This window comes from Sphingopyxis sp. YR583 (genome assembly GCF_900108295.1).
In the GTDB taxonomy this organism is placed as follows: domain Bacteria; phylum Pseudomonadota; class Alphaproteobacteria; order Sphingomonadales; family Sphingomonadaceae; genus Sphingopyxis.
Genome location: NZ_FNWK01000005.1, coordinates 98,325 through 122,638 on the forward strand (window position 1 = coordinate 98,325; position 24,314 = coordinate 122,638).

The following is a 24,314-nucleotide window of genomic DNA, read 5'->3' on the forward strand; positions in this document are numbered from 1 at the left end:
GTAATTCAATCAGGGTGCGGATCATAGTTAACGTCGCGCCGGTTGAAAAATACGAAAGCGTGGGCGGCCCGTCTGGTCATTAGGCAGCGATGCTTTCGCATTTTACATAATTTACGGTGCGATACCGCCGGGATTAAGTGCCATAATGACGCTTTTCGGGTGGCCGCAACGAAAGCTTATGCCGCCCTACGACAACCCGTTCGAACCGAGCGGCGCTTTTGGCGATGAAAGCGAAACTACGCTTGACGCCACCAACTCTACCGATAAAGTTGAGTTTCCGGTCTGCCCCCGTCCGGTGAGCATATACAGGGGTCCGCGGCTTTTGACCGGGAAGCAGCTTGCTCCGCGTTAACAACAGCTAAAGCGCGCGATGCTCAGGCGACAGCGCCAGGTATCGTGTTCCCCTCATGCAATGAGGCGATACGATGCACATTCTTCGAACCAGTTCCGAGCGAGCCCCAGGGCATCGTTCCAAAACCATTCCTGCCTGACCCAGAACGACAGGCGAACCCATGACACTCTCCCTCACCCCGCTGCGCACGCTCGCAGCCGGCGCCTTCCTCTCGCTCGCGGCGTGCGGCGGCGCGCCCGACAGCGGCACGACGATCAAGATCGGCGACCAGCTTCACGCGCTCAAATCGTCGCTCGACGTCTCTGGCGAAGGCCAGCCCACCGATTACAAGATCGAATGGGCCAATTTCGTCGGCGGGCCACCGATCATCGCGGCGCAGACGGGCGGATCGCTCGATGTCGGCTGGATGGCCGAAACGCCGCTGATCTTCGCGCAGGCGGCGGGCAGCCCGGTAAAGGTGGTCGCTGTGAACAAGGCCGTCGACAGCGGCGGCTCGCCCTACGCCCTCGTCGTCAAGCCCGACTCGCCGATCCGCAGCATCGCCGACCTGAAGGGCAAGTCGGTGTCGTTCATGAAGGGCACGGTTCTCCATTATTTCGTCGCGCGCCTGCTCGACAAGCAGGGCCTGTCGCTGAAGGACATCAAGTCGGTGCAGGCAACGGGTTTCGGCACCGGGCTGCTCGACAAGGGATCGGCCGACGCGATCACCATCGGTGAGCCCTATCTGACGCAGGCGCTCGACGCCGGGAAGGTGCGCGTTCTCGCAAGCGGGACGCCGCCCAATACACCGGGCCTCTTCTACCTCGTCGCGTCGGACGCCGCGCTCGCCGATCCGGCAAAGGCAAAGGCAATCGGCGACCTTGTCGCCCGCGCGGCCCGTGCAACGCGCTGGCAGCGCGAGAACCCCGCCAAGGCCGCCCCCGCGCTCGCCAAACGCTATAATGTCGATGCAAAGATCGCCGAAAAGATCATCCTGCGCGCGCCCGCCGGCTATGCGCCGATCAGCGAGGCGATCGTCGCGGCGCATCAGGACGAGGCCGATCTGTTCTTCAAAGAAGGGCTCATCCGCAAGAAGCTCGACGCATCACAGATCTTCGACAAACGTTACGACGATATCGTCGCGGCCCAGGAGGCGGCGAAGTGAGCGCGCCGACGCCCATTGCCCTCGCGGGCGATCCCGGCCGGCTCGTCCAGCCGGTCGTCCGTCAGGCTGGCAATCGCTCCGAGCGCTTCTCCTTCGCGCGCCGCGCGACGGGCCCACTGCTCATCATCGCGATCTGGGCGATCTCGACGAGCGCAGGGTGGATCGATCCGTCGATCCTCCCCTCGCCCGCCGGGCTCGTTACGGGATGGCAGCAGCTCTGGACCGAACAAGGGCTCCCGTCGCAGATAGGAACCTCGCTGACCCGCGCGCTCGTCGGCGGCGCGGTCGGCATCGTCTTCGGGTTGATCCTCGGGACGATCGCGGGCCTGTCGAAGCTCGGCGAGGAAGTGTTCGACGCTTTGCTCCAGATGCTGCGCACCGTCCCCTTTCTCGCGCTCGTCCCCTTGTTCATCGTCTGGTTCGGGATCGGCGAAGCGCCCAAGCTTCTCCTCATCGCGCTCGCGACGATGTTCCCGATGTATCTCAACACATATGCCGGGGTGCGCAACGTCGACCGCAAGGTTATCGAGGCGATGCGCAGCTTCGGGCTGGGCGGACGCCGCCTGATCCTCGAGGTCGTCCTGCCGCTCGCGCTGCCGCAAATTTTCACGGGGCTCCGCTTCGCGCTCGGCGTCTCGGTGCTCGTGCTGATCGCCGCCGAACAGATCAACGCCTCGGCAGGACTCGGTTACCTGCTCAATAGCGCGCAAATGTACCAGCAGGTCGACGTGATCCTGATCTGCATCGCCATCTACGCCGTGCTCGGCCTCAGCGCCGACCTGATCGTCCGCTCGCTCGAACGGCTGTTCATGCCGTGGCGCGCGGGCGTCGCCATCCGATAGGAGATTTATCGATGTCCACCGTTCTTTCGATCGACTTCGCCGCCGCCGAGCGCGTGGCCGCGCCCGACTTTTCGCACCGCCCGGTCGCGGTCGAGGTTCGCGATGTCAGCCGCAATTTCACCGGCACCAATGTCCTGGACAGCCTGGACCTGACGATCCACAGCGGCGAGTTCGTCGCGCTGCTCGGCGCGTCGGGCAGCGGCAAGACAACCCTGCTGCGCATCCTCGCCGGGCTCGATGCCCCCGATGAAGGCGAAGCCTGGGTGCCGGAAGCCCGCACCGTGGTTTTTCAGGAACCGCGCCTCGTCCAGTCGAAGTCTGTGTGGAAGAATGTCGTAATCGGCCTGTCGGGCAAGGACGCATCGCGCGAGCGTGCCGAGGCGGCGCTCGCCGAGGTCGGGCTCGATCATCGCACCGATGCCTGGCCCGCGACCTTGTCGGGCGGCGAGGCGCAGCGCGCCGCGCTCGCTCGGGCATTGGTGCGCGAGCCGCGCCTGGTGCTGCTCGACGAGCCCTTTGCGGCGCTCGATGCGCTGACGCGGCTCAAGATGCAGCGGCTGATCGGCGAGCTGTGTCAGGCGCACGGCCCCGCGACCTTGCTCGTCACGCACGATGTCGAGGAGGCGATCCTGCTCGCCGACCGTATCCTCGTGCTCAAGGAAGGGCGGATCGGATACGATACGCGCGTCCGCCTGCCGCACCCGCGCCGTGCAGGCGGCGAGGAATTCGACGCGCTGCGCGACACTTTGCTCGCCGAACTGGGCGTGCCGCAGGCGCACTGACGCCCCTCAAGCGGGATACAGCAAAGGCTTTGACCGCCCCGGCATGCATCGGCCTGCTCGGGTCAGGGGGATTTCGACTCATGGTGATTTCGCGCGCACGGAGCTGGGTCACGCGAATGCCCGGATCGGGGTGGATGATCGTCGCGCTTGTCGTCGGTTTCACGATCGGCACGTTCGTTGCGGCCTCCTCGCCTGTTGTCGAGGCCGCGCAACTGATTGGCGGTATCTGGCTCGACGGGTTGCGCATGACAATCGTCCCGCTGATCTTCGCACTCGTCGCGACCGGCGTTGCTAGCCTCGGCATGGGAGACCATCATGAGGCCGCACGGCTGGGACGGCGACTGCCGCTCGTGCTGATCGGGCTGCTGATCGTCTCGGCGGTCATTGGTGCCTTGATGGTCCCGCCGCTACTCGGCGCAGTCGCGATCGTGCCCGCGGATATCGCTGCGCTGCGTACTCTCTTCCCCGCGCCGCCGGCGCCCGCGGTGCCCGGCGCAGCCGAGACGCTGCGCGCGATGATCCCGACCAACGTCGTCGCGTCAGCGGCCGAAGGCGCGGTGTTGCCGCTCGTCATCTTCGCGGTCGTCCTCGGCCTTGCGGTCGGCAAGATCGACAGCGACCGCGCCGAAGCCATCCTCCAACCGCTGCGCGGGCTCGCCGATGCGATGATCGTCGTCGTCGGCTGGGTGCTGCGCATTGCGCCACTCGGCATCTTCGCGCTCGCGCTGGTGATCGGTGCGACCGTCGGGACTGCGGTGCTCGCGATCCTCGCCCAATATCTCGCGATCTCGATCGCCGTGACGCTGGTGCTGATCGTCCTCGGCTATGCCATTGCGCGCTTCGCCGGGGGCGTGCCGCTCGGGCGGTTCGCACGCGCGATGGCGCCCGCACAGGCCATCGCCGCGAGCACCCAATCGTCGATCGCGACGCTGCCCGCGATGATGGTGAGTGCCGAGCGCGTGGGGATTGAGGAACGCAATGCCGCGGCCATCCTGTCGATGCGGTCGCGACGTTCAAGATCACCGCGCCGTCGAACACGGTGATGATGGCACTGTCGCTCGCGTGGATGGCGGGGGTCGAAGTCTCGCCTCTGCAGCTGGCGGTGGCCTTGCCGCTCGCGGTGCTGTCGTCGCTCGCGATTCTCGGGATGCCCGGGCAGATCAGCTTCTATGCGTCGGTCGCGCCGACCGCGATCGCGCTCGGCGCGCCGCTCGAACTGTTACCGATCCTGCTCGCGATCGACGTTATTCCCGACATGTTCCGCACCGTCGCCAATGTGACGCACGATGTCGCCGCGGCAGCAGCGATCGCACCGCCCGCTGCGACCGATCAGTAACGGCCCGACAGCAAGGCTCCGGCGCCCGGAACCTCGGTCGACAATCCCAGCCGCGTGAGCATTTGGTGGGCGGTACAGATCGCCGCCGACACGACGGGCAAGCCGATCGCATCCTCAATCTTCTGCACCGAGGGCAGCGACGGCATCTGCACGCATGCCGACAGAACAAGCGCGTCGGTGCCGGTCAGGTCGAGGCGCTTATAATGTTCGAGCAGGTTCGCCGGGTCCTGCGCCGCAACCTCCAGATTGTCAGGAATTTCTAGGGCAAGCCAGTCGCTTACCTCGATACCTTCATTCTGGATGTAAGACACGACCATCTGCGTCAGCGGCTTCATATAGGGCGCGACGAGTGCGATGCGCCTAGCTTGCAGCACGGCCAGCCCCTCGACCAGCGCGCCGGCGCTGGTCACGACAGGCGCCGCGCGGCCATTTTCGACCGTGCGCTGATGCAGCCGCGCCTCGGACACGCGGTGATAGCCCTCGCCCATGCTCATGATCGCGACGAGGCAGGCGTAGCCGAGCACGTCGACAGCGGCGTCGGACAGTTCGAGCGCGCAGCGGTCGGAATCGGCGTCCATCGCCGCAAGCTCTTCCTTCGTCACCTTCTTCATCCGCATCCGCGACGAGTGGAAGGTGAAGCGTTCGGGCGCGATGGTTTCGCGGACGCGAAGCAGCGCTGGAATCTCGGTTTCCATCGTGACGTTCGAACTGGGCACGATCTGCCCGATGCGGATCGGTCTGGTCATGTAGCATCCTGCATAAGTTTGGGTCGCCATCCCGGCGAAGGAGTCAGACCGCGATGATCGGGTTACGCAGCGTGCCAATGCCCTCGACGGTGCATTCGACGACATCGCCCGGCCACATGAATTCTTGCGGCGTGCGGCCAGCGCCGACGCCCGCGGGCGTTCCCGTCGCGATGATGTCGCCGGGTTCGAGCGTCATCACGCTGGAAATATCGGCGATCAACTGGTTGATATTGAACAACATGAATCGGGTGTTGCTGTTCTGCTTCTCGACCCCGTTTATATGCGTCAGGATGTTGAGATTGTGCGGATCGCCGATTTCATCGGCGGTGACGATGCACGGCCCCATCGGGGCGAAGCTGTCCTGACCCTTGGACACGATCCACTGCCCGGCGCGGCGGCAATCGCGCGCCGACACGTCGTTAATGACGGTGTAACCGAACACATGGTTCAGCGCGTCAGCCTCGGCGACATGGCGCGCGGTGCTGCCGATGATCACCGCCAGTTCGGTTTCCCAGTCGAGCTGCTGCGTCACCTTCGCATTGTGGCGGATCGGATCGTTCCAAGCGACCACGGCCGTCGGCGGCTTCGAGAAGATCACCGGCTGCTGCGGCAGTTCGTTCGACGTGTCGAGTGAGCGTGCTGATTCAGCGACATGCTCGGTATAGTTGAGACCGATACCGAAGATATTCTTGCGCGGACGCGGGATCGGCGCGAGCAGGCTGACATTGCCCGCGGGCAGCGAAGTGCCGATCAGATCGGCGGTGGTCGCCGCCGCAACGGCTTCCTGCAGGAAACGGACCGCGATCGGCCCGAGATCGATGAAATCGAGCATCGTCGAGGGCATGTCATGCCCGATCGCGTCGCCGAAATATTCGACGTCAATCACAAGCCCGTCGTGGAGAAGGCCGAGCCGCGGTTCGGTCTCGACCGTGCGATACGTCACAAAGCGCATGGATTATCCTGTCTGCTCAGGCGGACTGGTGGCCGCCATTTTCGGAATAGGGCTCCTCGATCCGGACGCCGAGCGCCTCCATCACGGGGAAATCGTTGAACGAGAAGAGGAAAGCCTCTTCGGACGGGTCGAGATTGACATGCTCGTGCCAGACCCATGCGGGCACGCAGAAAATGTCGTGCGTGCCCCAGTCGAAGCGCTCGCCGCCGATGATCGAATAACCGCGTCCGCCCGCGACATTATAGACGACATTGCCGGTGTGGCGGTGCGCCTGCCCCCGAAACCCCGGCTTCAGCATCTGCATATGCGCGCCCATCGTCTGAAGCGCCCAGCCGCCGGTCAGTGGGTTCGAATAGCGCACCATATGCCCGTCGAACGGCGTGCCGTCCGACACCTTGGCGAGGTTCCAGAGCGCATCGCGCGTCGCTTCCCAGCGATAGACCATCACCGGCGAATAGGGCTTCTCCCACGCCGCCACGCCCTCGGGCCGCAGCGCCGCGCCGCCGTAGCTTAGCGGCAGATCGTCGGCAGGAAAGGCGGCCGTCTGCGCGGGCTGGTCGTAGACCGCGTAAAAATTGGTCTCGAGGCTGTTCATCAGCGGAATGTCGAGCCCGTCCTGCCAGATCGACACCTCACCGTCGGCGCCGACGCCATGGTCATGCCAGGCGCCGTTCGGGGTCAGCACATAATCGTTGGCGCCGAGCGTGATGTGATGGCCATCGACAACGGTATACGCGCCCTTGCCCTCCATGATGAAGCGGTGCGCCGACGCGGTATGCTTGTGCGCGGGGGTGATCTCGCCGGGGCGCATCGCCTGCATGCCGCTGAACAGCCAGCCGCACACCGCGACATTCTCGCGCCCCGCGTCGCTGTCGTTGAGCAGGGTGACGACACGGCGCCCGGCTTCCTCGGGCTTCACCAGGTCGAGCGCGCGCAGGCACATGTCGCGCATCTCGGCGTAGCGCCAGAGCGTCGGGCGATAGCGCGTCTCGGGCTCCCACGGCTCGATCGCATTCGCACGTTTCCAGAAGGCACCTGCATTGCGACCTGCAAGCTCCTGATAAAAGGCTTCGAGTTCGGGCGTATCGGTCACGCGCGCGCGGCCGAGCACATCGTCGCGCGGGTCGATGGTCGTATTGCCTGTCATGACGGCGTCTCCTCGTCAGGATCAACGGGCTGCTGCGCATCGACGAACAGGGCCGACGCGCGGGGAGTCCGGTCGACCGTCAGGTTGAAGATATCGAAGCGGTTATAGCCGCCGATGATGTCGTGCATCAGCTTGGGGCGGATGCACTCGCCAAGGTCGATATCGGCATAAACGATGCCCTCGTCGTCGATCAGCGCCTCGCCCACCAGATTGCCATGCGGGTCGATGACGCCTGACCAAGCGCTGTTCGGGCGCGACAGCAGCTCGCGGTTGTGCGGACGGTCGGCGCTCATTGCGTCGATGATTTCGGGGCTCACCGCAGAGCAGGCGACGATGGTGAAGACTTTGCCTTCGAAGCTGTGCGCCGTGGCGCGGATCTTGATCGCTTCGGCCATGTTGTACGACGCCGGCGCGACGGGCAGCGCGATATAATTGGCGACGTGGACCAGTTCCCCCTGTGAGAGCAAGGCGAAGCGCGCGAGCGTGTTGGTATTCTCGCCGCACGCGAGCGTACCGAGCGGCCCGACGGGCGTGTCATATACGCGGATTGAGCTGCCGTCGCCCCCCGCCCACGTCAGCTTCTCCGCCCATGTCGGCACCAGCTTGCGGTGGCGCCCGAGCAGGCTGCCGTCGGCGCCGAGGATTAGGTTGGTGTTGTAGAGCGTGCCGACGCTTACGGTGTCGCGTTCGTTGATGCCGATTACGACGGTGCAGGCGTGGTCGCGCGCGGCATTGCGCAGCGCCGCGACCTCGGGGCCGTCGATGCGGAGCGACGCGCGATAGAGGCGTTCGTGCCATTCGGCGCCCTCGATCGGGGTCATCAGCCAGTTCCAATAGGGATAGGCGGACACGAACACTTCGGGAAAGGCGACAAGCTGTGCGCCATTGCCCGCCGCCTCGGCGATCAGCGAGTACGCCTTGTCGACGGTTCGCGCGGTATCGAGGAAGACCGGCGCGGCCTGTACGGCGGCGACGCGCGATTTGGGCAGGACGGGAGCCGACACGTCGCTCATGTCACCGCCGCCCGCTGGTGATATTGCGGCTTGTCCCATGCGCGCGTCGCGCAGACTTCCTTGAGGCGTTCGACCGTTTCGACGATGTCCTGATAGCGCAGGTAAAGCGGGGTCAGCCCGAAGCGCAAAATGTCGGGCGCGCGGAAATCGGCGATGACGTCAAATTCCTTGAGCGCCTGCACGATCTGATAGCCTTGGCGATGCGCGTAGGCGACCTGACTGCCGCGCTCGGCATGACCCTGCGTGCTCACCAGTTCAAAGCCATAGGCGTCGCACAAAAGCTGCATCCGCTCGATAAACAGATCGCCGAGCGCGAGCGACTTGCGGCGTATTTCGGCCATATCGGCTTCGAGGATGAGATCGACACCCACTTCGAGCGCAGAGAGGCCGAGCACCGGCGGTGTTCCGCACTGGAAACGCTCGATCCCGGCGGCGGGGTCATAATCTTCCTCAAAGGAAAAAGGCCGCGCATGGCCAAACCAGCCCGACAGCACCGGCGTGGCGGCATGGTGCCGCGATGCCGCGAACAGATAGGCGGGCGCACCCGGGCCGCCGTTGAGGAACTTATATCCGCAACCGATCGCGAAATCGGCGTTCGCGCCGTTGAGGTCCACGGGGATCGCCCCCGCGCTATGGCTGAGATCCCAGACGACGAGCGCACCGACGTCGTGCGCACGCTTCGTGATCGCGGCCATGTCGCGGACGCGGCCCGACTTGTAGTGAACCTGCGTCAGCAGCAGCACCGCGACATCCTCGTTCAGCGCCTCGACGACCTTATCGGGCGCGACGGTCACCGCCTTGACGCGCCCGCCCGAAAACGCCTCGATCCCCTGCATCATATAAACGTCGGTCGGGAAGTTCGTCGCCTCGGACAGAATCACCGTCCGTTCACGCCGCAAGGAAAGAGCAGCCGTCAATGCCTTGAAGATATTCACCGAAGTCGAATCGGTTGCGACGATCTCGCCCGGGTTTGCGCCGATCAGCCGTCCGATCTTGTCGCCGATGCGCCGCGGCGCGGTCGACCATTCGGCGCCAAGCCACGACGTGATCAGCCCCTCGCCCCATTCGCTGCCGACCACCGCGGCGAGCCGGTCGCCCGTGGCCTTGGGCAAGGCGCCCAGCGAATTGCCGTCGAGATAGATCAGGCCTTCGCGGAGATGGAAACGATCGCGAAAGGGCGCGAGCGGATCGGCGGCGTCGAGCGCCGACACATCGGCGGCGAGAAGCGTATCGGTCATGCGATTTCCCTCAAGATGGCGCGCACCGGGCTGGCGTCGGCGCCCACGATGCGGAGCGGCAGCGCGACGAGTTCGTAGCGCCCGGGCGGCACGTCATCGAGCACGAGGCCCTCCAATATCCGCATATCGGCCGCCTTCACCGCCTGATGCGCATCGAGCGTCTTCGACTGTTCGGGGTCGAGCGATGCCGCGTCGGTGCCGATCAGGCGCACGCCCATGGACCCGAGCCGCACGATTACGTCGCTGGCGATGGCGGTGAAATCACTGTCCCATTGCTCGTGCGGGAAGTGCGCATAGGTCCGCAGCAAAACGCGCTCGGCGCCCTCGATCGCATTCCAGTCCACATCGGCAATCTCGACCCGCCCGCGCGCGTGGCGGACATCGAGCAGCAGGCACGGGCCGATATAGGGACCGAGGTCGCTGTCGGCCGACGAGACCCCGTCATTGGCATAATGCAGCGGCGCGTCGCCATGCGTGCCCGCATGAAGCGGCGTGAACATGCCGCCGACATTCACCGGGCAGCCCTCGCCGATCACCGCATGGCTGTGGAGCGCGAACGCAGGCTCGCCCGGCCAAACCGGGACCGCGGCGTGCAGCGGCTGCGAAATGTCCCAGATCCGGCTCATGCGCCCTTCCCTTCCGAGTAATCCCCGCCCCCATAATCGCCCCCTTGGCGCGGCGCGGCCATCTCGGTGCGCATCGACCAGAGTTCGGGAAAGAAGCTGAGGCTGAGCGCCTTGACGAGATAATTGACCCCCGAAGAGCCGCCGGTCCCCGGCTTGTGCCCGATCACGCGCGCGACGGTCTTCATGTGCTTGAAGCGCCATTCCTGGAAATAATATTCGAGCGCGGTGATCTTTTCGGCGAGCGTATAGAGATCCCAATGCCGCTCGGGATCGGTGTAGATCGCCAGCCACGCCTTCTCGACCGCCTCGGACGCCTCATAGGGTTTCGTCCAGTCACGCTCCAGATGACCGGCGGGAATGGCGAAACCGCGCCGCGCGAGCAGCTTCAGCAGCTCGTCATAGAGCGACGGCGCCTCGAACACCGTGCGCAGCCTTTCAGTGGCTTGCGGGTCGTCCTTGTGGACGATCATCATATCCCCGCGCTTGTTGCCGAGCAGATATTCGAGTTCGCGATATTGCTGCGACTGGAAGCCCGACGCACGGCGCAGGAAGCCGCGAAAGGTCAGGAAATCATGCGGGGTGAGCGTCGCGAGCACCTCCCAGCTATGGATCATATGGCGCTGGATCGTCGCGATGCGGTCGAGCCCCTTGCCCGCGATCTCGAGCCGGTCGGCCTTGATCGCATCATGGACCAGCCGCCCCTCGTGCAGCACGAGCTTGAGCCAAAGCTCCATCGTCTGGTGCATGATGATGAACAGCATCTCGTCGGGCTTGTCCGACACGGGCACCTGCGCCGAGAGTAACTGCGCGGTCTGCAGGTGCCGCGCATAGGTCAGGCCGTTGTCCCACTGGATCGTCTCGCCGTCGATCTCGGTCTCGAAAATGTCGGTGCCGCCGTCGCGCGTCTGCCTGATCATAGCGATGCCTCTCCATCCGCCGGAACCGCCGGCAGACGCCCTTCATAGGCCAAGTCGCCGGCCCAGCCATCCCCGGGTTCGAGCGCCGGGGCATCCGCGATCTTGCGATAAATGCTCGCAAAGTCCGTCTCCTCGGTCGCGCGCAACAATTGCTCGAACCCGGCAACGACGAAATAGGTCTGCTGATATTGGTCGAAATGATATTTGGTCCGCATCACGCGCTCGATATCGAGCCATATGCGCCGCGGTTCGGGCGCGGTCAGCCCCGATAGCGTTTCGGCAAGGCTCGACATCAGGCCCCCGCCAAAGGCGCGAAGCTCACCGTCCTCGACCACCAGCCCGAATTCGACAGTGTAGAGCCAGAGACGCCCGAGAAAATCCGACGCCCCGAGCCTTTCAGCGCGCAGCCCCGCCTGCCCATAGGCAACCAGAAAGTCCGAAAAGGCCGGGTCGGTGAGCATCGGGATATGACCGAATATGTCGTGAAACATATCGGGCTCTTCGCTGTACGCGATCTGCTCGGGCGGGCGGACGAAATTGGCGGCAGGAAAGCGCTTGTTCGCGAGATGCTCGAAAAAGGGCTCGTTCGGAATCCAGCCCGGCACCGCGACGACCTCCCACCCCGACGCCGGCTTCAGCAGCGCGTTGAGCTCGGCGAAATCGGGAACACCGGGTTTCAGCTTGCGGAGGATGTCGAGACCATCGAGGAACGACCGGCACGCATAGCCATCCAGCGCGGCCGACTGCCGATCGAACAAGCTTCGCCACGTCGCATGCTGCTCGGCGGTGAAGGCGGTCCAGTTTTGCGGCATCGTCCAATCGGCCGCGACGCCTTCGGGCGGTGCGTCGAAAATATGTGTCGCGGCCATCGGTCTCTCTCCAAACCTTCGGCTGAGAACTTAGTCCGCACGCGCGCAAACATTGTGCCGATTTCGGCCCGGCATGCCAGAAAATCAAGGATATTGTTCCGATAATATTGGATTTTTCGGAACTACGTCCTTACAGGATGTTGATATGCCGGCCGATTGGGTCGCAGGTTCGCTCAGGATGAAACACATGGACAAGCTCGACTGGAAAATCGTCGGCGAACTCGAACGCGACGGGCGACAATCCTACGCCGACCTTGGCGAGCAAATCGGCCTGTCGAAATCGCCCTGCTGGTCGCGGGTGAAAAACCTCGAGGAGAGCGGGGTGATAGAGGGTTATGCGGCGCGGATCGATCCGATCGCGATCGGCCTGGCGGTACAAAGTTTCGTCGAGGTCCAGATCCGCTTCGACGCGCATACCGAATTCGAGGCGGCCGTTCTGGCGCATCCCGCTGTCGTCGAATGCCACACCACAGCGGGTGAAAGCGATTATCTTCTCAAGATCTTCGCGCGCTCGGCCGACCATCTCGACGAGCTGCTCCGCCACAATCTGTCCAAACTGCCGGGTGTCCAGCGGCTCAAGACGGTTGTCTGCCTCAAGACGATCAAACGGCACGGCCATCTCACCGAATGGGCGCGAACGACCGAGGGGCGTGCATCCGCTTCCTCCTGATCCCGGCTACCGATGCCGGCGCGGTGTCAGTGCTTCAGATACTGGCTCGGCGGCACACCGAAGGCACGGCGGAACATCGCGGCGAAACCGCTCGGGCTGTCGTAACCGACATCATAAGTGACCTGCGTGATCGACGCGCCCGCGGCGAGCATCGAAAGCGCCTCCATCAACCGCACCTGTTGCCGCCAGACGGCAAGGCCCATTCCCGTCTCCTGCTTGAAACTGCGGGTAAAGGTGCGCCGTCCCATCGCCGCAAGCGCGGCCCAATCGTCGATGTCGCGCGGATCCGACGGATCGGCGATGATCGCGTTGCAGACGCGCAGCAGGCGCGGGTTCGACGGCATCGACACCTGATAGGGCGCGTTGGGCATCCGCCCGATCTCGTCGAGCAGCAGACAGATGATCCGCCCTTCGCGCCCGTCGACATCGTAAAGAGCCGGAAAGTCCACAACCTCGAGGATCAGCGACTTCACCAGGTTCGACACCTCGAAAACCCTGCATTCGCGCTCATGCTCATGCCCCGCGCAGGGCAGATAGAGCGTGCGGAGCGATACCGGGCCGCGGCAGGCGACCTCGTGCCGCGTTCCCGCGGGCAGCCATACGGCGCGTTGCGGCGGAATCACGAAGCTCGTTTCGGGGGTGCGCACCGACATGACGCCCGCCGAAGCGTACAGGATCTGGATATGGTCGTGACTGTGCATAGGATCGATAAAGCCGGCAGGATATTCATCCTGCAGCGCAATGACCGGCCGGTCGTTGGTCAGAACATCGACACTATGCTTCATGGCCCAATTCTCGCAAGTCTTCGACAATTACACAATATAGGCCGGGAGCGCGACTGACCAGCGGCGATGCGCCCGCTGGCCTGTCCGCTGCGGTGATTGGCCCGATCGGGCGATAGATGCGGCCGGGTAAAAGCTATCAGGTAATCAAGGATTGTTTCGAGAAGGATTTGCCAGATATGCCAAAGGGCTTGGACACCATGCAGAACGATATGGCCGACCCCGATATCCGCCGCTTTGTCGATGCGATCAACGCCGCCTATGTCGAACATGGCGCGCCGCCGGGCGCGAGCATGGCGGCGCGCCGCGCAGTCGCCGAACGCGTCCGCAAACCCTGGCGCGAAGGTGGCCCGATAATGGCGACGAGCAGCGAAATGGACATGGGCGGCGTGCGCCTCCGCCTCCATCGTCCCGTCGTCGACGCGAAGCTGCCCGTCATGCTCTATATCCATGGGGGCGGCTGGACGTTGTTCAGCATCGACACGCACGACCGGCTTATGCGCGAATATGCCGCGCGCGCGGGCATCGCGGTGCTGGGCATCGATTACAGCCTGTCCCCCGAAAGCAAATTCCCCGTCGCGCTCGAAGAATGCGCCGGGGCACTCGACTGGATCGCGGCACAGGCGGAGGCGCTGAACCTCGACGCCGATCGCGTCCTGATCGGCGGCGATTCCGCGGGCGCCAACCTGTCGGTCGCGACCTGCCTGTTGCAGCGCCAGCGCGGTCGCCCGCTGCCGATCGCGATGCTGCTCAATTACGGCGCCTTCGCGCCCGAACACACCCCCAGCTATGCACGGTTCGGCGCCGGGGACTATTCGCTCGAATCCGACGAGATGGACATATTCTGGGCCAATTATGTCGACGGTCCCGACCAGCTTGCCGATCCCCTCGTCGCGCCGCTGCGTGCCGATCTGACGGGATTGCCGCCCGCCTTTCTCGCCATTGCCGATTGCGACATCCTGTCGGACTGCAACGACGCCTTTGCCAGCAAGCTGGAAGAAGCGGGCATCCCCACCCGTGCGGTGACCTATGAAGGGGCGACGCACAGCTTCCTCGAAGCGGTTTCGATCGCCCCGCTAGCCAGCCGCGCGCTCGACGAGCAGGCGGCGTGGATCCGTGATATCGTCGGGGCATGACGAACCTCTACGCCCCGCGTGAACCCGCCGACATCGCCCGGCTGGTCGCCGACTATCCCCTCGCCTGGCTCATCTCGCGCGATTTCCACGCAAGTCCGCTCCCGCTGATTGCGGAAACCGACGATAGCGGCGTGGTGGTTTCGCTCTTTGGCCATTGCGCGCGCCGCAATCCGCTCGTCGCCGATTTTCGCGCAGACCCGCGTGGGCTAATCCTTTTCAACGGGCCCGCCGGCTATATTCCGACGACGCTGTTGTCGAAACCCGATTGGGCGCCGACCTGGAATTATGCGGTGCTGCGCTTCACCGTCGAGGTCGAGTTCGTCGAGCATGAAACGCGCGACGCGATCGAGCAACTCGTCGACAAGATGGAGGACGGCGCCTGGTCGACATCCAGCCTTGGCGGACGCTATGACACGATGCTCGACCAGATCATCGCCTTTCGCGCGCATGTCCGCTCGGCCGAACATAGTTTCAAGCTCGGCCAGGATGAGAGCCCGCAGGGCTTTGCCGAGATCGTCGCGGGTCACGCCGACCCGGCGCTGGTAAAATGGATGGAAGGACAGGCCCGGACGTGAAGCTCTTCTTCGACGATCGCCAGACCGCGCATGCGCCCTTGCGCGAGTTGCACAATGGCGACTGGGTTCCCTATGCCGAAAATGTCGAGCGGCCGCGCTCGATCGTCGAACAGTTCAGCGATTGGGGTGCGGTGCGCGATTTCGGCATGGCGCCGCTGCTCGCCGTACACGACGCCGATTATCTCGCTTTCCTCGAACGTGCGCATCGCGACTGGCTCGCGGCCGGACGCAGCGGCGACGCGATCGGCTACACCTTCCCGATCCGCCGCCGCCGTCCGCTCGGCTTCGGGCGGATCGATGCCGATCTTGGCGCCTACAGCTATGACGCGGGAACGCCGATCGCGGCGGGGACATGGGAATCGGCCTATTGGTCGGCGCAGGGCGCACTGACCGCGCTCGATCATCTCGCGACGAGCGGCGATGCGAATGCCTTCGCGCTCTGCCGTCCGCCCGGCCACCACGCCGGACGCGATTATATGGGCGGCTATTGCTACCTCAACAACGCCGCGATCGCGGCGCGCGCCGCGCATCAACGCGGTCTCGGTCCGGTGGCGATCCTCGATATCGACTATCACCATGGCAATGGCACGCAGGACATTTTCTACGAAGATCCCGACATCTTCTTCGCCTCGATCCACGCCGATCCGCGCACGGATTATCCCTTCTACTGGGGTCATGCGGACGAGGTCGGCGAAGGCGCGGGCAAGGGGACAACGCTCAACCTCCCGCTCCCGCGCGGCACCGACGGGAAAAGCTATGCGCCCGCGCTGGACACCGCGCTGGCGGCGATTTCGGATTGGGGGGCGAAGTTCCTCGTCCTGTCGTTCGGCGCCGATACCCACAGCAGCGACCCGATTTCGAGCTTCGCGCTCGAACGCGAAGATTATGTCGTGCTGGCCGGCCGCATCGCCGCACTGGGCATCCCGACGCTGATCCTCATGGAGGGCGGGTACGCCGTCGGCGACCTCGGCAAGAATGTCGCCGCTTTCCTCTCGGGTTTCTGAAGAACGCACAAAAAAGGGCCGCCCCGCTCGGCGTGAGCGGGGCGGCCCTTTTCTTATTCTCAGTTCAGGCTGAACCTTACGCTCGCACCGATCGTGCGCGGGCGCGCGACCGATCCCGCGAACGAGAAGGGTGCGTTCAGGATACCATATTGGTTGAACAGATTCTTCGCGAACAGGCTGAGCTCGATCCGCTCGCTCACCGTCACCGACGCGTTGAGGTCGATCAGATGGAAATCGCCCTTTTCCAGCGTCGCGCCGAACGCCACCGGGGCGCTCGACATATAGCGATGCGACAGACCGACCCGCGGCTTCAGCGGGGAATCGGGGAAGGTCAGGTCGACCGCGTTCGACAATATCCATTCGGACGCGCCGGGCAGCCGCGACCCTTTGGCATAGCCCCCACCCGGTGCGAAGCTGTCGGGCAACAGCGACGACAGCCGCGCGTCGTTGTACGACACGTTCGAGGTAAAGGTCAGGCCACGGGTCGGACGCAACGTCAGGCTCAGTTCGACCCCGTCGATGTCCGCCCCGGCGCCGTTCACGGTGTAAGCGCGGACGTCGGGGGTAAAGAGGCGCGCCTGGATATTGCCCCAGTCGATATGATAGGCGGTCAGATCCACCGACAGGGTGCCGTCGATCAGGTCGAAGCGCGTGCCGATTTCATAGTTTTTCGTCGTGTCGCTGCCGAACGACTGCGGCAAATCCGGATAGGGTAAAGCGAAGACGTTGAGACCGCCGACGCGGAAGCCCTCCGAATAGAGCGCATAGACCATGAAATCGTCGCTCGGCTTGTACGTCAGCGACGCCTTCGGAATGAAATCGGATTGTTTGTCGGCGGCGGGCGCATAGCTGAACGCCGGGACAAGATCGATGTTCGGGGCCAGCGTCGCCTGCGCCCGCGTGCGATATTCGAACAGGCGCCCGCCAAGGGTCAGCGTCAACTGATCGACAATGTCATAGCTGATTTCGCCGAAGATAGCCTTTTCGGTGACATGGTTGCGATAGGTCGAGCGGCTGGTAAAATCATCGGGCGTGATGACACTGCTCGGCTGGCCGCCAAATTCGCCCGGATTCGCATCGACATAGTCGGCGATGCCTTCGAGCCGCAGCCGGTCGTTTCCGAAGCCTTTGAGACGCGTGTAATTGGCGCCGAGGAGCCAGCGGAAACGGCCGCCGTCAGGCGACGCCAAGCGGACTTCGGCATATCGGGTGTTCGAATTGCCGAAACCGATGCCGACGAGCGGCGTATCGGTGCGCGGATCGAAAGCGCCAAGACCATAATCGAAGAGCGAACTCGCCTTTTTCTTCGTGTAGCTGCCGACCGCGGTCAGCGTCGCGAAGCCCAGATCCTGCTCGAGCCGCAGGCTGTGCATCTGGAAGTCGCTATCCTGATATTCGCGCTCGGTATTCGGGCGCGTATAATTTCGCGTGCCGGGAATGATGAAGACGTAGGTCTGATCGTCGAGATCATATTCCTGATACATGCTGAGCGCCGAAATGCGCGTCGTTTCGGTCGGGGTGAAGACAATCGACCCGCGCAGCCCGCGAACGCGCAGATCGTTGCTGCCGCTGTCGTCCAGCGCCGGATTGTCTAGAAAGCCAGCATCGACGCGCTGCAACGCGACAAGACGCACCGCAAGCTTGTCGGTCACGATCGGCGCGTTGATCATGCCCTTCACGGCATAGCCCAGTTCGCCCGCCCCCTTGGTCGTCGATGCCATGCCTTCGAAGCCGGCATCGAAGCGGCTCGGGTCGGCTTCATTGACGACATAGTTGACCGCGCCGCCCAGCGACGACGAGCCGAACAGCGTGCCTTGCGGTCCGCGCAGCACCTCAACGCGGCTGATGTCGAACGCGTCGACGTCGGGGATGACGAGCGGAAAGCCCGGCTCACCCAGCGGCAGTTCGTTCAGATAATAGCCCGTCGTCGCCTGGTTCGCCTCATGATAGGTCGACGAGGCGATGCCGCGGATCACGACTTCGGAGTTGCCCGGCTGATAGTCATTGAACACGACACCGGGAACGCGCGTGATATAGTCCGAGAGGCTTTGGGCGTTGAGTTTCTGTAGCGTCGCTTCGCTGACCGCGGAGACCGAGCCGCTGACGTCGCGAACCGACTGTTCGCGCTTCGCCGCGGTCACGACGATTTCGCTGTCGTCGGCATCCTGCGCCAGTGCGGCCGATGCCTGACCCAGTGCCAGGATCGAAATGCCATACGCGGCGACCCGCCTGAACGATGCAAACCCCATTTTTGCCTCCCTAATTGATAATGCCTATTGGTAAGAAGATCCGATGCTGAAGCTATCATGCGAAATTGGCGTGGCGGCGATGGTCGGGCCATATTCCAGCCGGATCGGGCCAGCCCGTTCGCGCGGGAAACCGCGGTTTCGCAAGGAGCCGGAACCAAATTGCCCGATCTGTGGATTGGGCGGCCTGATCGGCGCAGTAAGCCAATCATGGCGACATACACTGGACGCGACATCCCCAGCGAGCGAGAGAGGGTCGCATGCACAGCATAGAGAATAAGGGCCGGAGAGCATTTATGAGCGGCGTTGCAATGACGGCCATCCTGCTGGGAAGCGGTGCAGCCCGCGCGCTGGAAAAAGGCGCGGGAGGCCGCTGGCCCAAGTTGGCACCGCCGCAATCTCCGCGTGTCTCGCATGTGATCGAGCAACTGGGTCGCACACGCGACGATGCGTATAGCTGGATGAAGTTCATTCCCGCCGCGGGCGAGCGCACGCGCGAAAACCTACCCGAAGCGGTCGGCACCATGCTGAAGGCAGAGAATGGCTATGCCGACGCGATCCTCGCGCCGCTCGCCGGTGAACGCGCGAAACTGCTCGACGCGATGCTTGCGCGCGTGTCGGGCGACGTGACGGCACCTGCACTCGAAAGGGATGGCTGGAATTATGGCTCGGCGCGGCCCGCCGGCGCGGCGCACGCGATCTACACGCGCAGCCGGACGGGCGGAAAGCCCGAGCAACTGGTCGACGAGGCGGCGCGCGCGAATGGACAGCCCTATTTCCGCAGCACCGGTCATCAGCCGAGTCCCGACCATCGCTATTTCGCCTGGGCCGAAGATGTCATCGGCAACGACCGGCACCGCATTGTCATTCGCGACAATCAAAGCGGCGAGGTCCGCACGATCGTCGACAAGGACGCCTATGGTTATGGCGGGCTCGTCTTCGGCCCGTCATCGCGCTGGCTGTTCTGGATCTGGCGCGACGCACGCAACCGCCCGACGCGCCTCTATCGCACGTCGATCGACGGCAAGACCACCGACCTCGTCTATGAGGAGACGGACCCCGCGATCTTCATGCAGGTGAAGCGCACGGCGGCCGACGGCTTCGTCGCGCTGACCCTCGCCGGCCCGGAAACCGGGGAAGTGCGGCTGGTTCCGGCCGCCGACGAAACCGCCGCACCCGCCACCGTCTGGCCGCGCAAGGTCGGGGTGCGCTACGAGATCGACGAGTGGAACGGCGGACTGATCGCGCTCACCGACGCCGACGATGCATTCGACATGGCGCTCCTGCGTCTTGATCCCAAGGACTTCCGGACGCTGGCGACGCTCGTTCCGCACCGGCCGGGAACCCCTATCCTCCAGATCCAGCCTTTCAAGAGCGCACTTGTCCGGCTCGAACGCGTCGACGGCCTGCACCGCCTCGTCATCCTTCGTCCCGACGGGAACGAACAGACTATCGCCTTCGACGACCCCGCCTACGCGATCGAACTGCCACTCGAGCAGAGCTATGCCGCATCATCGGCGATGATCGTCCACCAGTCGCCCAAGTCGCCGCGGCGCTGGATCCGCGTCGACCTCGCCAGCGGCAAGCAGACGGTCGTGCAGCAACAGAAGGTCGCAAACTTCAACCCCGACGACTATCAGGTCGAACGCCTGTTCGCCCCGGCTCCCGACGGCGAAATGGTTCCGATCACCCTGCTCTCACGCCGCGGCGCACCCAAGGATGGCAAGGCCCCGCTGCTCCAATATGGCTACGGCTCCTATGGCGTAGCCAGCGATCCCGAATTTTCGATTCCGGCACTGGCACTGGTCGATCGCGGCTGGCGCTATGCGATCGCGCATGTGCGCGGCGGGTCGGAAAAAGGGCGCCAATGGTTCCTCGGCGGGCGCAAATTCACGAAGCGTAACAGCTTTACAGACTTCATCGCCTGCGCCGAACATCTCGCAGCAGAGGGCTATACCGCGAAGGGCAAAATCGTCGCTTACGGCCTTTCGGCGGGCGGCCTGCTGGTCGGGGCGAGCATGAATATCGCCCCGACGCTTTGGGGCGGCGTGATCGCGCAGGTGCCGTTCGTCGATATGCTCAACACGATGAGCGACGGCGCGCACCCGCTGGTGCCGCTCTTCCGACCCGATTGGGGCGATCCGCTCGCCGATCCCAAGGCGTATGATTATATCGTGTCCATCTCACCCTATGAGAATGTCCGGGCCGCACCCTATCCGCCGCTGCTCTGCACGGCGGGGCTGAAGGACGACCGCGTCCCCTATTGGGAGCCCGCCAAGCTCGTCGCCGAGGTGCGGCACCGTTCGACGAGCGGCAACCCCGCGCTGCTTCACACCGACATGGACAGTGGGCATCAGGGCAGCGCCGACCTCGCCAGCGAATATGGGCAAAAGGCGCTGTTCTGGGCTTTTGCGATGCGCTGCGTCTAAAAGCCCCGGAACGACGGCACCGGCGCGAACATCAGCGCGATGAAGCCATAGGCGCTCGCAAGCAGCAACAGCACGCCCGCGCCGCCGACCAGCCAGTCGGCGCGCAGCCGGCGGACGAGCCAGGCACCGATCGGCGCGGCGATCACACCGCCGATCAACAGGCCGATCGCGGCGGTGCTGAAGCTTTGCCAGCCCAACGTGCCGATGAAGCCGGCCGCGATCGTGACGGTGACGAAAAATTCGGACGCGTTGACGGTGCCGATCACCGTGCGCGGTTCGGCGCCCTGCGCAAGCAGGTTGGCGCTGACGATCGGTCCCCAGCCGCCGCCGCCCGATCCGTCGGCGATCCCGCCGATGAGGCCCAGCGGCCCGACGAGTTTCAGGCTGCGGTATGTTTGGGGGCGCCGCGCGCCGCGCCACAAAAGATAGATGCCGACGGCGCCGAGATAGGCGAGCACGACCGGCCGCGCGATGCTATTGTCGATGTTGGTCAGCAGCCACACGCCGATCAGCCCGCCGACGATCCCCGGCACGACGAGCCGACGGAACAGCCGCCAGTCGACATTGCGCTGAATCGCGTGCGACAGCCCCGACACACCACCGGTAAAGCTTTCGGCGACATGGACCGCCGCCGACGCCGATACCGGCGGCAATCCGAGCACGAGCAGCAACGCCGTCCCGATGACGCCGAACGCCATGCCGAGCGCGCTGTCGATCAATTGCGCGGCAAAGCCGATCAGGATGAACGGCAGCAAGACCCAGAGCGTCAGCCCGTCGAAAATCGTCATTGCGCAGCTTTCCGGGGACCGGCGGGTCTGGCCTTGCGGCGTGTCAGCAGGAAAACCGCCGGGAACCCGAGCGCGATCAGTGATAAGGCCCCGGCAAAAACCGGCTCGCCGCCGGCCAGCCATGGCAAGACCGCGGCCCAGATCGATACGCCGAGAACGGTCAACAGCGTCTGTTCCTGATCGATGTCGGCGTCGACGCCAAGCGGCACGCCGCGCGCGTCGGCGCGCAGCGCCTCGAGCCGCCGGGCGACGGGGCTGTGCGGCGCGGCACGCCGTCCGGGCGTCAGCGAAGAGATGACCGATCCGAGCCCCGCCCCGACCAGCCGAACGCCCACCGCACGCGCAAAGGCGCGCGGCTCTTCAAGCCGATCGCCGATCGATCGCAGGCTGAGCCGGCCGCCGAAGACGAGGTCGATCAGCGCATCGCCCGTCAAGGCCTTGATCGGGCGCGCTTCGACGGCGTGGCTCGCCTCGATCCAGTCGAAGATCGCGTTCGGCACGTCGATGCTGCACGCGCGTTCCAGTCCCTGGAACCCCGGTGCGCTGTTCGCTTCGCAGATCCGGTAGCCTTCCTCGTCGAACAAGATGTCGATCCCGGCGACTTCCAGCCCCAGCGTGTCGGCGGCGCGCGCAGCGAGGTCGGCCATCTCCCCCGTTGGCGTATAGGCGATGCCGACGCCGCCCAGCGAAACGTTCGATTTGAAATGGCCTGCTGGCGAACGCCGCTCCATCGCCGCAATCACGCGCCCGCCAATCACGAGCACGCGCACATCGCGCCCGTGGCTCGACCGGACATAATGCTGGAACAGGAAATCGGCTTTCGCGTCGGCGCTTTCGAGCAGTCCGGCGAGATCCTCGAACTGGCTGCGATCTTCGCATTTCAGGACGCCGGTGCCGCGCGTGCCGCGCAGCGTCTTGACGATCAGCGGAAAGCCGAGCTCTTCCTCGACGACATCGACTCCGATCGGGAATTTGCCAAGGATGGTGGCGGGAATCGGCAATCCGGCGCGGGCGAGCCGCTGCATCGTGTGCAGCTTGTCGGCGACGAGGTCGATCGCCTCGGGACCGTTTATCAGGCGCACACCGCGGCGCTCGAAATGGCGGAGGACGGCAAGCGTGAAATAGTCGGTCTCGGCGCCCGTCCGGCACAGGATGAAATCGGGCCGCTCCAGCGAATGCCCTTCATAATGCACCGACCAGCCCTCGACCGGCGCCGCGACGATGTCGAAATTATGCGGTTTCAGGACGTGGAGTTCGACTCCGCGCGCCGCGGCGGCTTCCTGAAAGCGCAAGATTTCCGGCACTTCGGGCAAGGCGGGGTCGAGATCGCGCGCGAAGAAAATCCAGCCCAGCAAAGGTCGCTCCTCGATATTGGCTGCACTCAGTGCCAGAAAATGTGCCGCTCGCGCAATCGTTCCCGGACAATGATGCGCTAAGCTGCTGTTTTGTCACGCCGATTGCGCCGACCGCTTACGAACGGATGAAATTTGCTCCGAAAACCCGCTCTCATAAGGTGAATCCGCCTTAAACCTGCGCTCTTTCGCTCGTTAAAACTCGCATGACCACCAAAGCGACAGCATCGAACGAGCCGGTAGGACGGCTCCTGGGTTGGCTGGGGCTTCGCCACGCTCGTGACGATTCTCCCGACGGAGGCCATCCACCACCCGGCGGCGGTGCCCGCGACCTCGCGCGTGAGGCGCGCTATGAGCTCGCTGCGTCGATCACATCCTTTCTCGTCGACAATGATCTCGACGTCTCGCCGGCCAATCTGTTGCTCGCCCATGCCGCCTTTTCGGGCCGCAATCCGCGGCTCGCGCGGCAGATCGTCGCGCAGGCGCAGACGGCCGACGGGATCAGCCAGAAATGGCTCAACGACCTCGACGAGGGAGACAGCAACCAGCCCGATCGCGTCGAGCTCGACCGGCTGATGACCCGGCTCGAAACCAATATCGAGGCGTTTCAGGCGAATACGAAGGAAGCGCGGACCGCTACCACCGATTACGGGACCGAGCTCGAACAGCATGTCGTCGATCTCGAACAGCTCCAGAAGACGGGCCGCATCGTCTCGAGCCTCGCCGACCTTGCGAAGGTCATGCTCGAACGCACGCGCAAGGCAGAGGATGATATGCGCAAGAGCGAGGACGAGGCCAAGGCGCTGCGGCGGAGCCTCGACCGCGCCAAGCGCGACGCCGAACTCGACTATCTGACGGGCCTGCCCAACCGCCGCGCATTCGAGGCGTTGCTCGACCAGCATTACAAGGAAGCGCGCGCCGCGGTCGAACCGCTCAGCATCGCCTTTTGCGACATCGACGAATTCAAGAAGGTCAACGATATCCACGGCCATGAGGCCGGCGACCGCGTGATCAAGGCGATCGCCGACACGCTGGCGCGGATTTCGAACGATCATTGCCATGTCGCGCGTCACGGCGGTGAGGAATTTGTCATGCTGTTCCGCGGCCTGACACCGACGCAGGCGGCCGAGAAGCTCGACGACGCACGCGAAGCGCTGGCCGACCGGCGCCTGATCAACCGCAAGACCGACGAGCCCTTCGGCCAGATCACCTTCTCGGGCGGCGTTGCCGACGTCTTTGGCTATGGCGACACGCGCGCGGCGCTCAAGGCCGCCGACGCGGCGCTCTATCAGGCCAAGGCCAACGGGCGAAACCGCATCGAAATCGCCACTCCGGCCTGACTTTTCGAAATTCCCGCGGGGGGCGGGA

At 64.4% G+C, this 24,314-nt stretch carries 23 protein-coding genes; 11 read left to right on the forward strand and 12 right to left on the reverse strand.

The annotated features are described in order from the left end of the window. Positions 1–512 precede the first annotated feature (512 nt). The 5 genes from BLW56_RS19415 to BLW56_RS19435 all read left to right on the forward strand — a co-directional run bounded on the left by BLW56_RS19415 (position 513) and on the right by BLW56_RS19435 (position 4,456). Positions 513–1,496 (forward strand): aliphatic sulfonate ABC transporter substrate-binding protein, encoded by a 984-nt coding sequence (locus BLW56_RS19415; RefSeq protein ID WP_093512817.1) that lies wholly within the window; start codon positions 513–515, stop codon positions 1,494–1,496. Further along, a complete protein-coding gene (locus BLW56_RS19420) occupies positions 1,493–2,338 on the forward strand; it encodes an ABC transporter permease (RefSeq protein WP_218140563.1) in 846 nt (281 codons plus the stop codon). Before BLW56_RS19415 ends, BLW56_RS19420 begins: the two co-directional genes overlap by 4 nt. A gap of 11 nt (positions 2,339–2,349) precedes the next feature. Continuing rightward, positions 2,350–3,120, forward strand: a complete 771-nt coding sequence (locus BLW56_RS19425) for an ABC transporter ATP-binding protein (RefSeq protein ID WP_093512821.1) — start codon at positions 2,350–2,352, stop codon at positions 3,118–3,120. A gap of 80 nt (positions 3,121–3,200) precedes the next feature. Next, positions 3,201–4,163: a dicarboxylate/amino acid:cation symporter gene (locus tag BLW56_RS19430; protein ID WP_093512822.1), complete on the forward strand. Its 963-nt coding sequence runs from the start codon at positions 3,201–3,203 to the stop codon at positions 4,161–4,163. Beyond that, positions 4,163–4,456 (forward strand): cation:dicarboxylate symporter family transporter, encoded by a 294-nt coding sequence (locus BLW56_RS19435; RefSeq protein WP_093512824.1) that lies wholly within the window; start codon positions 4,163–4,165, stop codon positions 4,454–4,456. The genes BLW56_RS19430 and BLW56_RS19435 overlap by 1 nt, the downstream gene beginning before the upstream one ends. On the opposite strand, the gene BLW56_RS19440 is transcribed toward BLW56_RS19435, so the two are convergent. Genes BLW56_RS19440 through phhA form a run of 8 tightly spaced genes read right to left on the reverse strand, consistent with a single transcriptional unit; the run spans position 4,450 to position 11,964 of the window. Next, positions 4,450–5,202: a maleate cis-trans isomerase family protein gene (locus tag BLW56_RS19440; protein ID WP_093512826.1), complete on the reverse strand. Its 753-nt coding sequence runs from the start codon at positions 5,200–5,202 to the stop codon at positions 4,450–4,452. The two genes, BLW56_RS19435 and BLW56_RS19440, sit on opposite strands and share 7 nt — an antisense overlap. Positions 5,203–5,245: 43 nt before the next feature. Continuing rightward, the gene (locus tag BLW56_RS19445; RefSeq protein WP_093512828.1) at positions 5,246–6,154 is read right to left on the reverse strand and encodes a fumarylacetoacetate hydrolase family protein; all 909 of its coding nucleotides are present in this window, start codon (positions 6,152–6,154) and stop codon (positions 5,246–5,248) included. Positions 6,155–6,170: 16 nt separating this feature from the next. Further along, positions 6,171–7,301, reverse strand: a complete 1,131-nt coding sequence (locus BLW56_RS19450) for a cupin domain-containing protein (RefSeq protein ID WP_093512830.1) — start codon at positions 7,299–7,301, stop codon at positions 6,171–6,173. After that, a complete protein-coding gene (locus BLW56_RS19455; protein ID WP_093512832.1) occupies positions 7,298–8,314 on the reverse strand; it encodes a carbon-nitrogen hydrolase family protein in 1,017 nt (338 codons plus the stop codon). Before BLW56_RS19455 ends, BLW56_RS19450 begins: the two co-directional genes overlap by 4 nt. Next, positions 8,311–9,552, reverse strand: a complete 1,242-nt coding sequence (gene kynU / locus BLW56_RS19460; RefSeq protein WP_093512833.1) for a kynureninase — start codon at positions 9,550–9,552, stop codon at positions 8,311–8,313. Before kynU ends, BLW56_RS19455 begins: the two co-directional genes overlap by 4 nt. After that, positions 9,549–10,178: an arylformamidase gene (gene kynB, locus BLW56_RS19465; protein WP_093512835.1), complete on the reverse strand. Its 630-nt coding sequence runs from the start codon at positions 10,176–10,178 to the stop codon at positions 9,549–9,551. The genes kynU and kynB overlap by 4 nt, the downstream gene beginning before the upstream one ends. Next, on the reverse strand, positions 10,175–11,095 hold the full coding sequence (locus tag BLW56_RS19470; protein ID WP_093512836.1) for a tryptophan 2,3-dioxygenase: 921 nt from the start codon (positions 11,093–11,095) through the stop codon (positions 10,175–10,177). The genes kynB and BLW56_RS19470 overlap by 4 nt, the downstream gene beginning before the upstream one ends. Next, positions 11,092–11,964 (reverse strand): phenylalanine 4-monooxygenase, encoded by an 873-nt coding sequence (gene phhA / locus BLW56_RS19475; protein ID WP_093512838.1) that lies wholly within the window; start codon positions 11,962–11,964, stop codon positions 11,092–11,094. The genes BLW56_RS19470 and phhA overlap by 4 nt, the downstream gene beginning before the upstream one ends. 187 nt (positions 11,965–12,151) lie before the next feature. Here phhA and BLW56_RS19480 point away from each other — a divergent pair, with 187 nt between their 5' ends. Then, positions 12,152–12,634 (forward strand): Lrp/AsnC family transcriptional regulator, encoded by a 483-nt coding sequence (locus tag BLW56_RS19480; protein WP_093513113.1) that lies wholly within the window; start codon positions 12,152–12,154, stop codon positions 12,632–12,634. A 26-nt stretch (positions 12,635–12,660) separates the two neighbouring features. Here the strand turns inward: BLW56_RS19480 and BLW56_RS19485 are convergent, their stop codons facing one another. Continuing rightward, positions 12,661–13,419, reverse strand: a complete 759-nt coding sequence (locus BLW56_RS19485; RefSeq protein WP_093512840.1) for an AraC family transcriptional regulator — start codon at positions 13,417–13,419, stop codon at positions 12,661–12,663. A 197-nt stretch (positions 13,420–13,616) separates the two neighbouring features. Between BLW56_RS19485 and BLW56_RS19490 the strand changes: the two genes are divergently transcribed. Genes BLW56_RS19490 through BLW56_RS19500 form a run of 3 tightly spaced genes read left to right on the forward strand, consistent with a single transcriptional unit; the run spans position 13,617 to position 16,131 of the window. Next, positions 13,617–14,552, forward strand: a complete 936-nt coding sequence (locus tag BLW56_RS19490; RefSeq protein WP_093513115.1) for an alpha/beta hydrolase — start codon at positions 13,617–13,619, stop codon at positions 14,550–14,552. Further along, the gene (locus BLW56_RS19495) at positions 14,549–15,127 is read left to right on the forward strand and encodes an FMN-binding negative transcriptional regulator (RefSeq protein ID WP_093512842.1); all 579 of its coding nucleotides are present in this window, start codon (positions 14,549–14,551) and stop codon (positions 15,125–15,127) included. The genes BLW56_RS19490 and BLW56_RS19495 overlap by 4 nt, the downstream gene beginning before the upstream one ends. Continuing rightward, positions 15,124–16,131 carry a histone deacetylase family protein gene (locus BLW56_RS19500; protein ID WP_093512844.1) on the forward strand — a complete coding sequence of 336 codons (1,008 nt, stop codon included), beginning with the start codon at positions 15,124–15,126 and terminating at the stop codon, positions 16,129–16,131. The genes BLW56_RS19495 and BLW56_RS19500 overlap by 4 nt, the downstream gene beginning before the upstream one ends. 59 nt (positions 16,132–16,190) lie before the next feature. Here the strand turns inward: BLW56_RS19500 and BLW56_RS19505 are convergent, their stop codons facing one another. Then, on the reverse strand, positions 16,191–18,380 hold the full coding sequence (locus tag BLW56_RS19505; protein WP_093512846.1) for a TonB-dependent receptor: 2,190 nt from the start codon (positions 18,378–18,380) through the stop codon (positions 16,191–16,193). A 293-nt stretch (positions 18,381–18,673) separates the two neighbouring features. Here BLW56_RS19505 and BLW56_RS19510 point away from each other — a divergent pair, with 293 nt between their 5' ends. Beyond that, positions 18,674–20,806, forward strand: coding sequence for a S9 family peptidase (locus BLW56_RS19510; RefSeq protein ID WP_218140564.1), 2,133 nt, complete (start codon positions 18,674–18,676; stop codon positions 20,804–20,806). Here the strand turns inward: BLW56_RS19510 and BLW56_RS19515 are convergent. After that, a complete protein-coding gene (locus BLW56_RS19515; RefSeq protein WP_093512848.1) occupies positions 20,803–21,594 on the reverse strand; it encodes a sulfite exporter TauE/SafE family protein in 792 nt (263 codons plus the stop codon). The genes BLW56_RS19510 and BLW56_RS19515 overlap by 4 nt on opposite strands. Further along, positions 21,591–22,949, reverse strand: coding sequence for an ATP-grasp domain-containing protein (locus BLW56_RS19520; protein WP_093512850.1), 1,359 nt, complete (start codon positions 22,947–22,949; stop codon positions 21,591–21,593). The genes BLW56_RS19515 and BLW56_RS19520 overlap by 4 nt, the downstream gene beginning before the upstream one ends. 203 nt (positions 22,950–23,152) lie before the next feature. Between BLW56_RS19520 and BLW56_RS19525 the strand changes: the two genes are divergently transcribed. After that, positions 23,153–24,286 carry a sensor domain-containing diguanylate cyclase gene (locus tag BLW56_RS19525; protein ID WP_093512852.1) on the forward strand — a complete coding sequence of 378 codons (1,134 nt, stop codon included), beginning with the start codon at positions 23,153–23,155 and terminating at the stop codon, positions 24,284–24,286. Positions 24,287–24,314 lie beyond the last annotated feature (28 nt).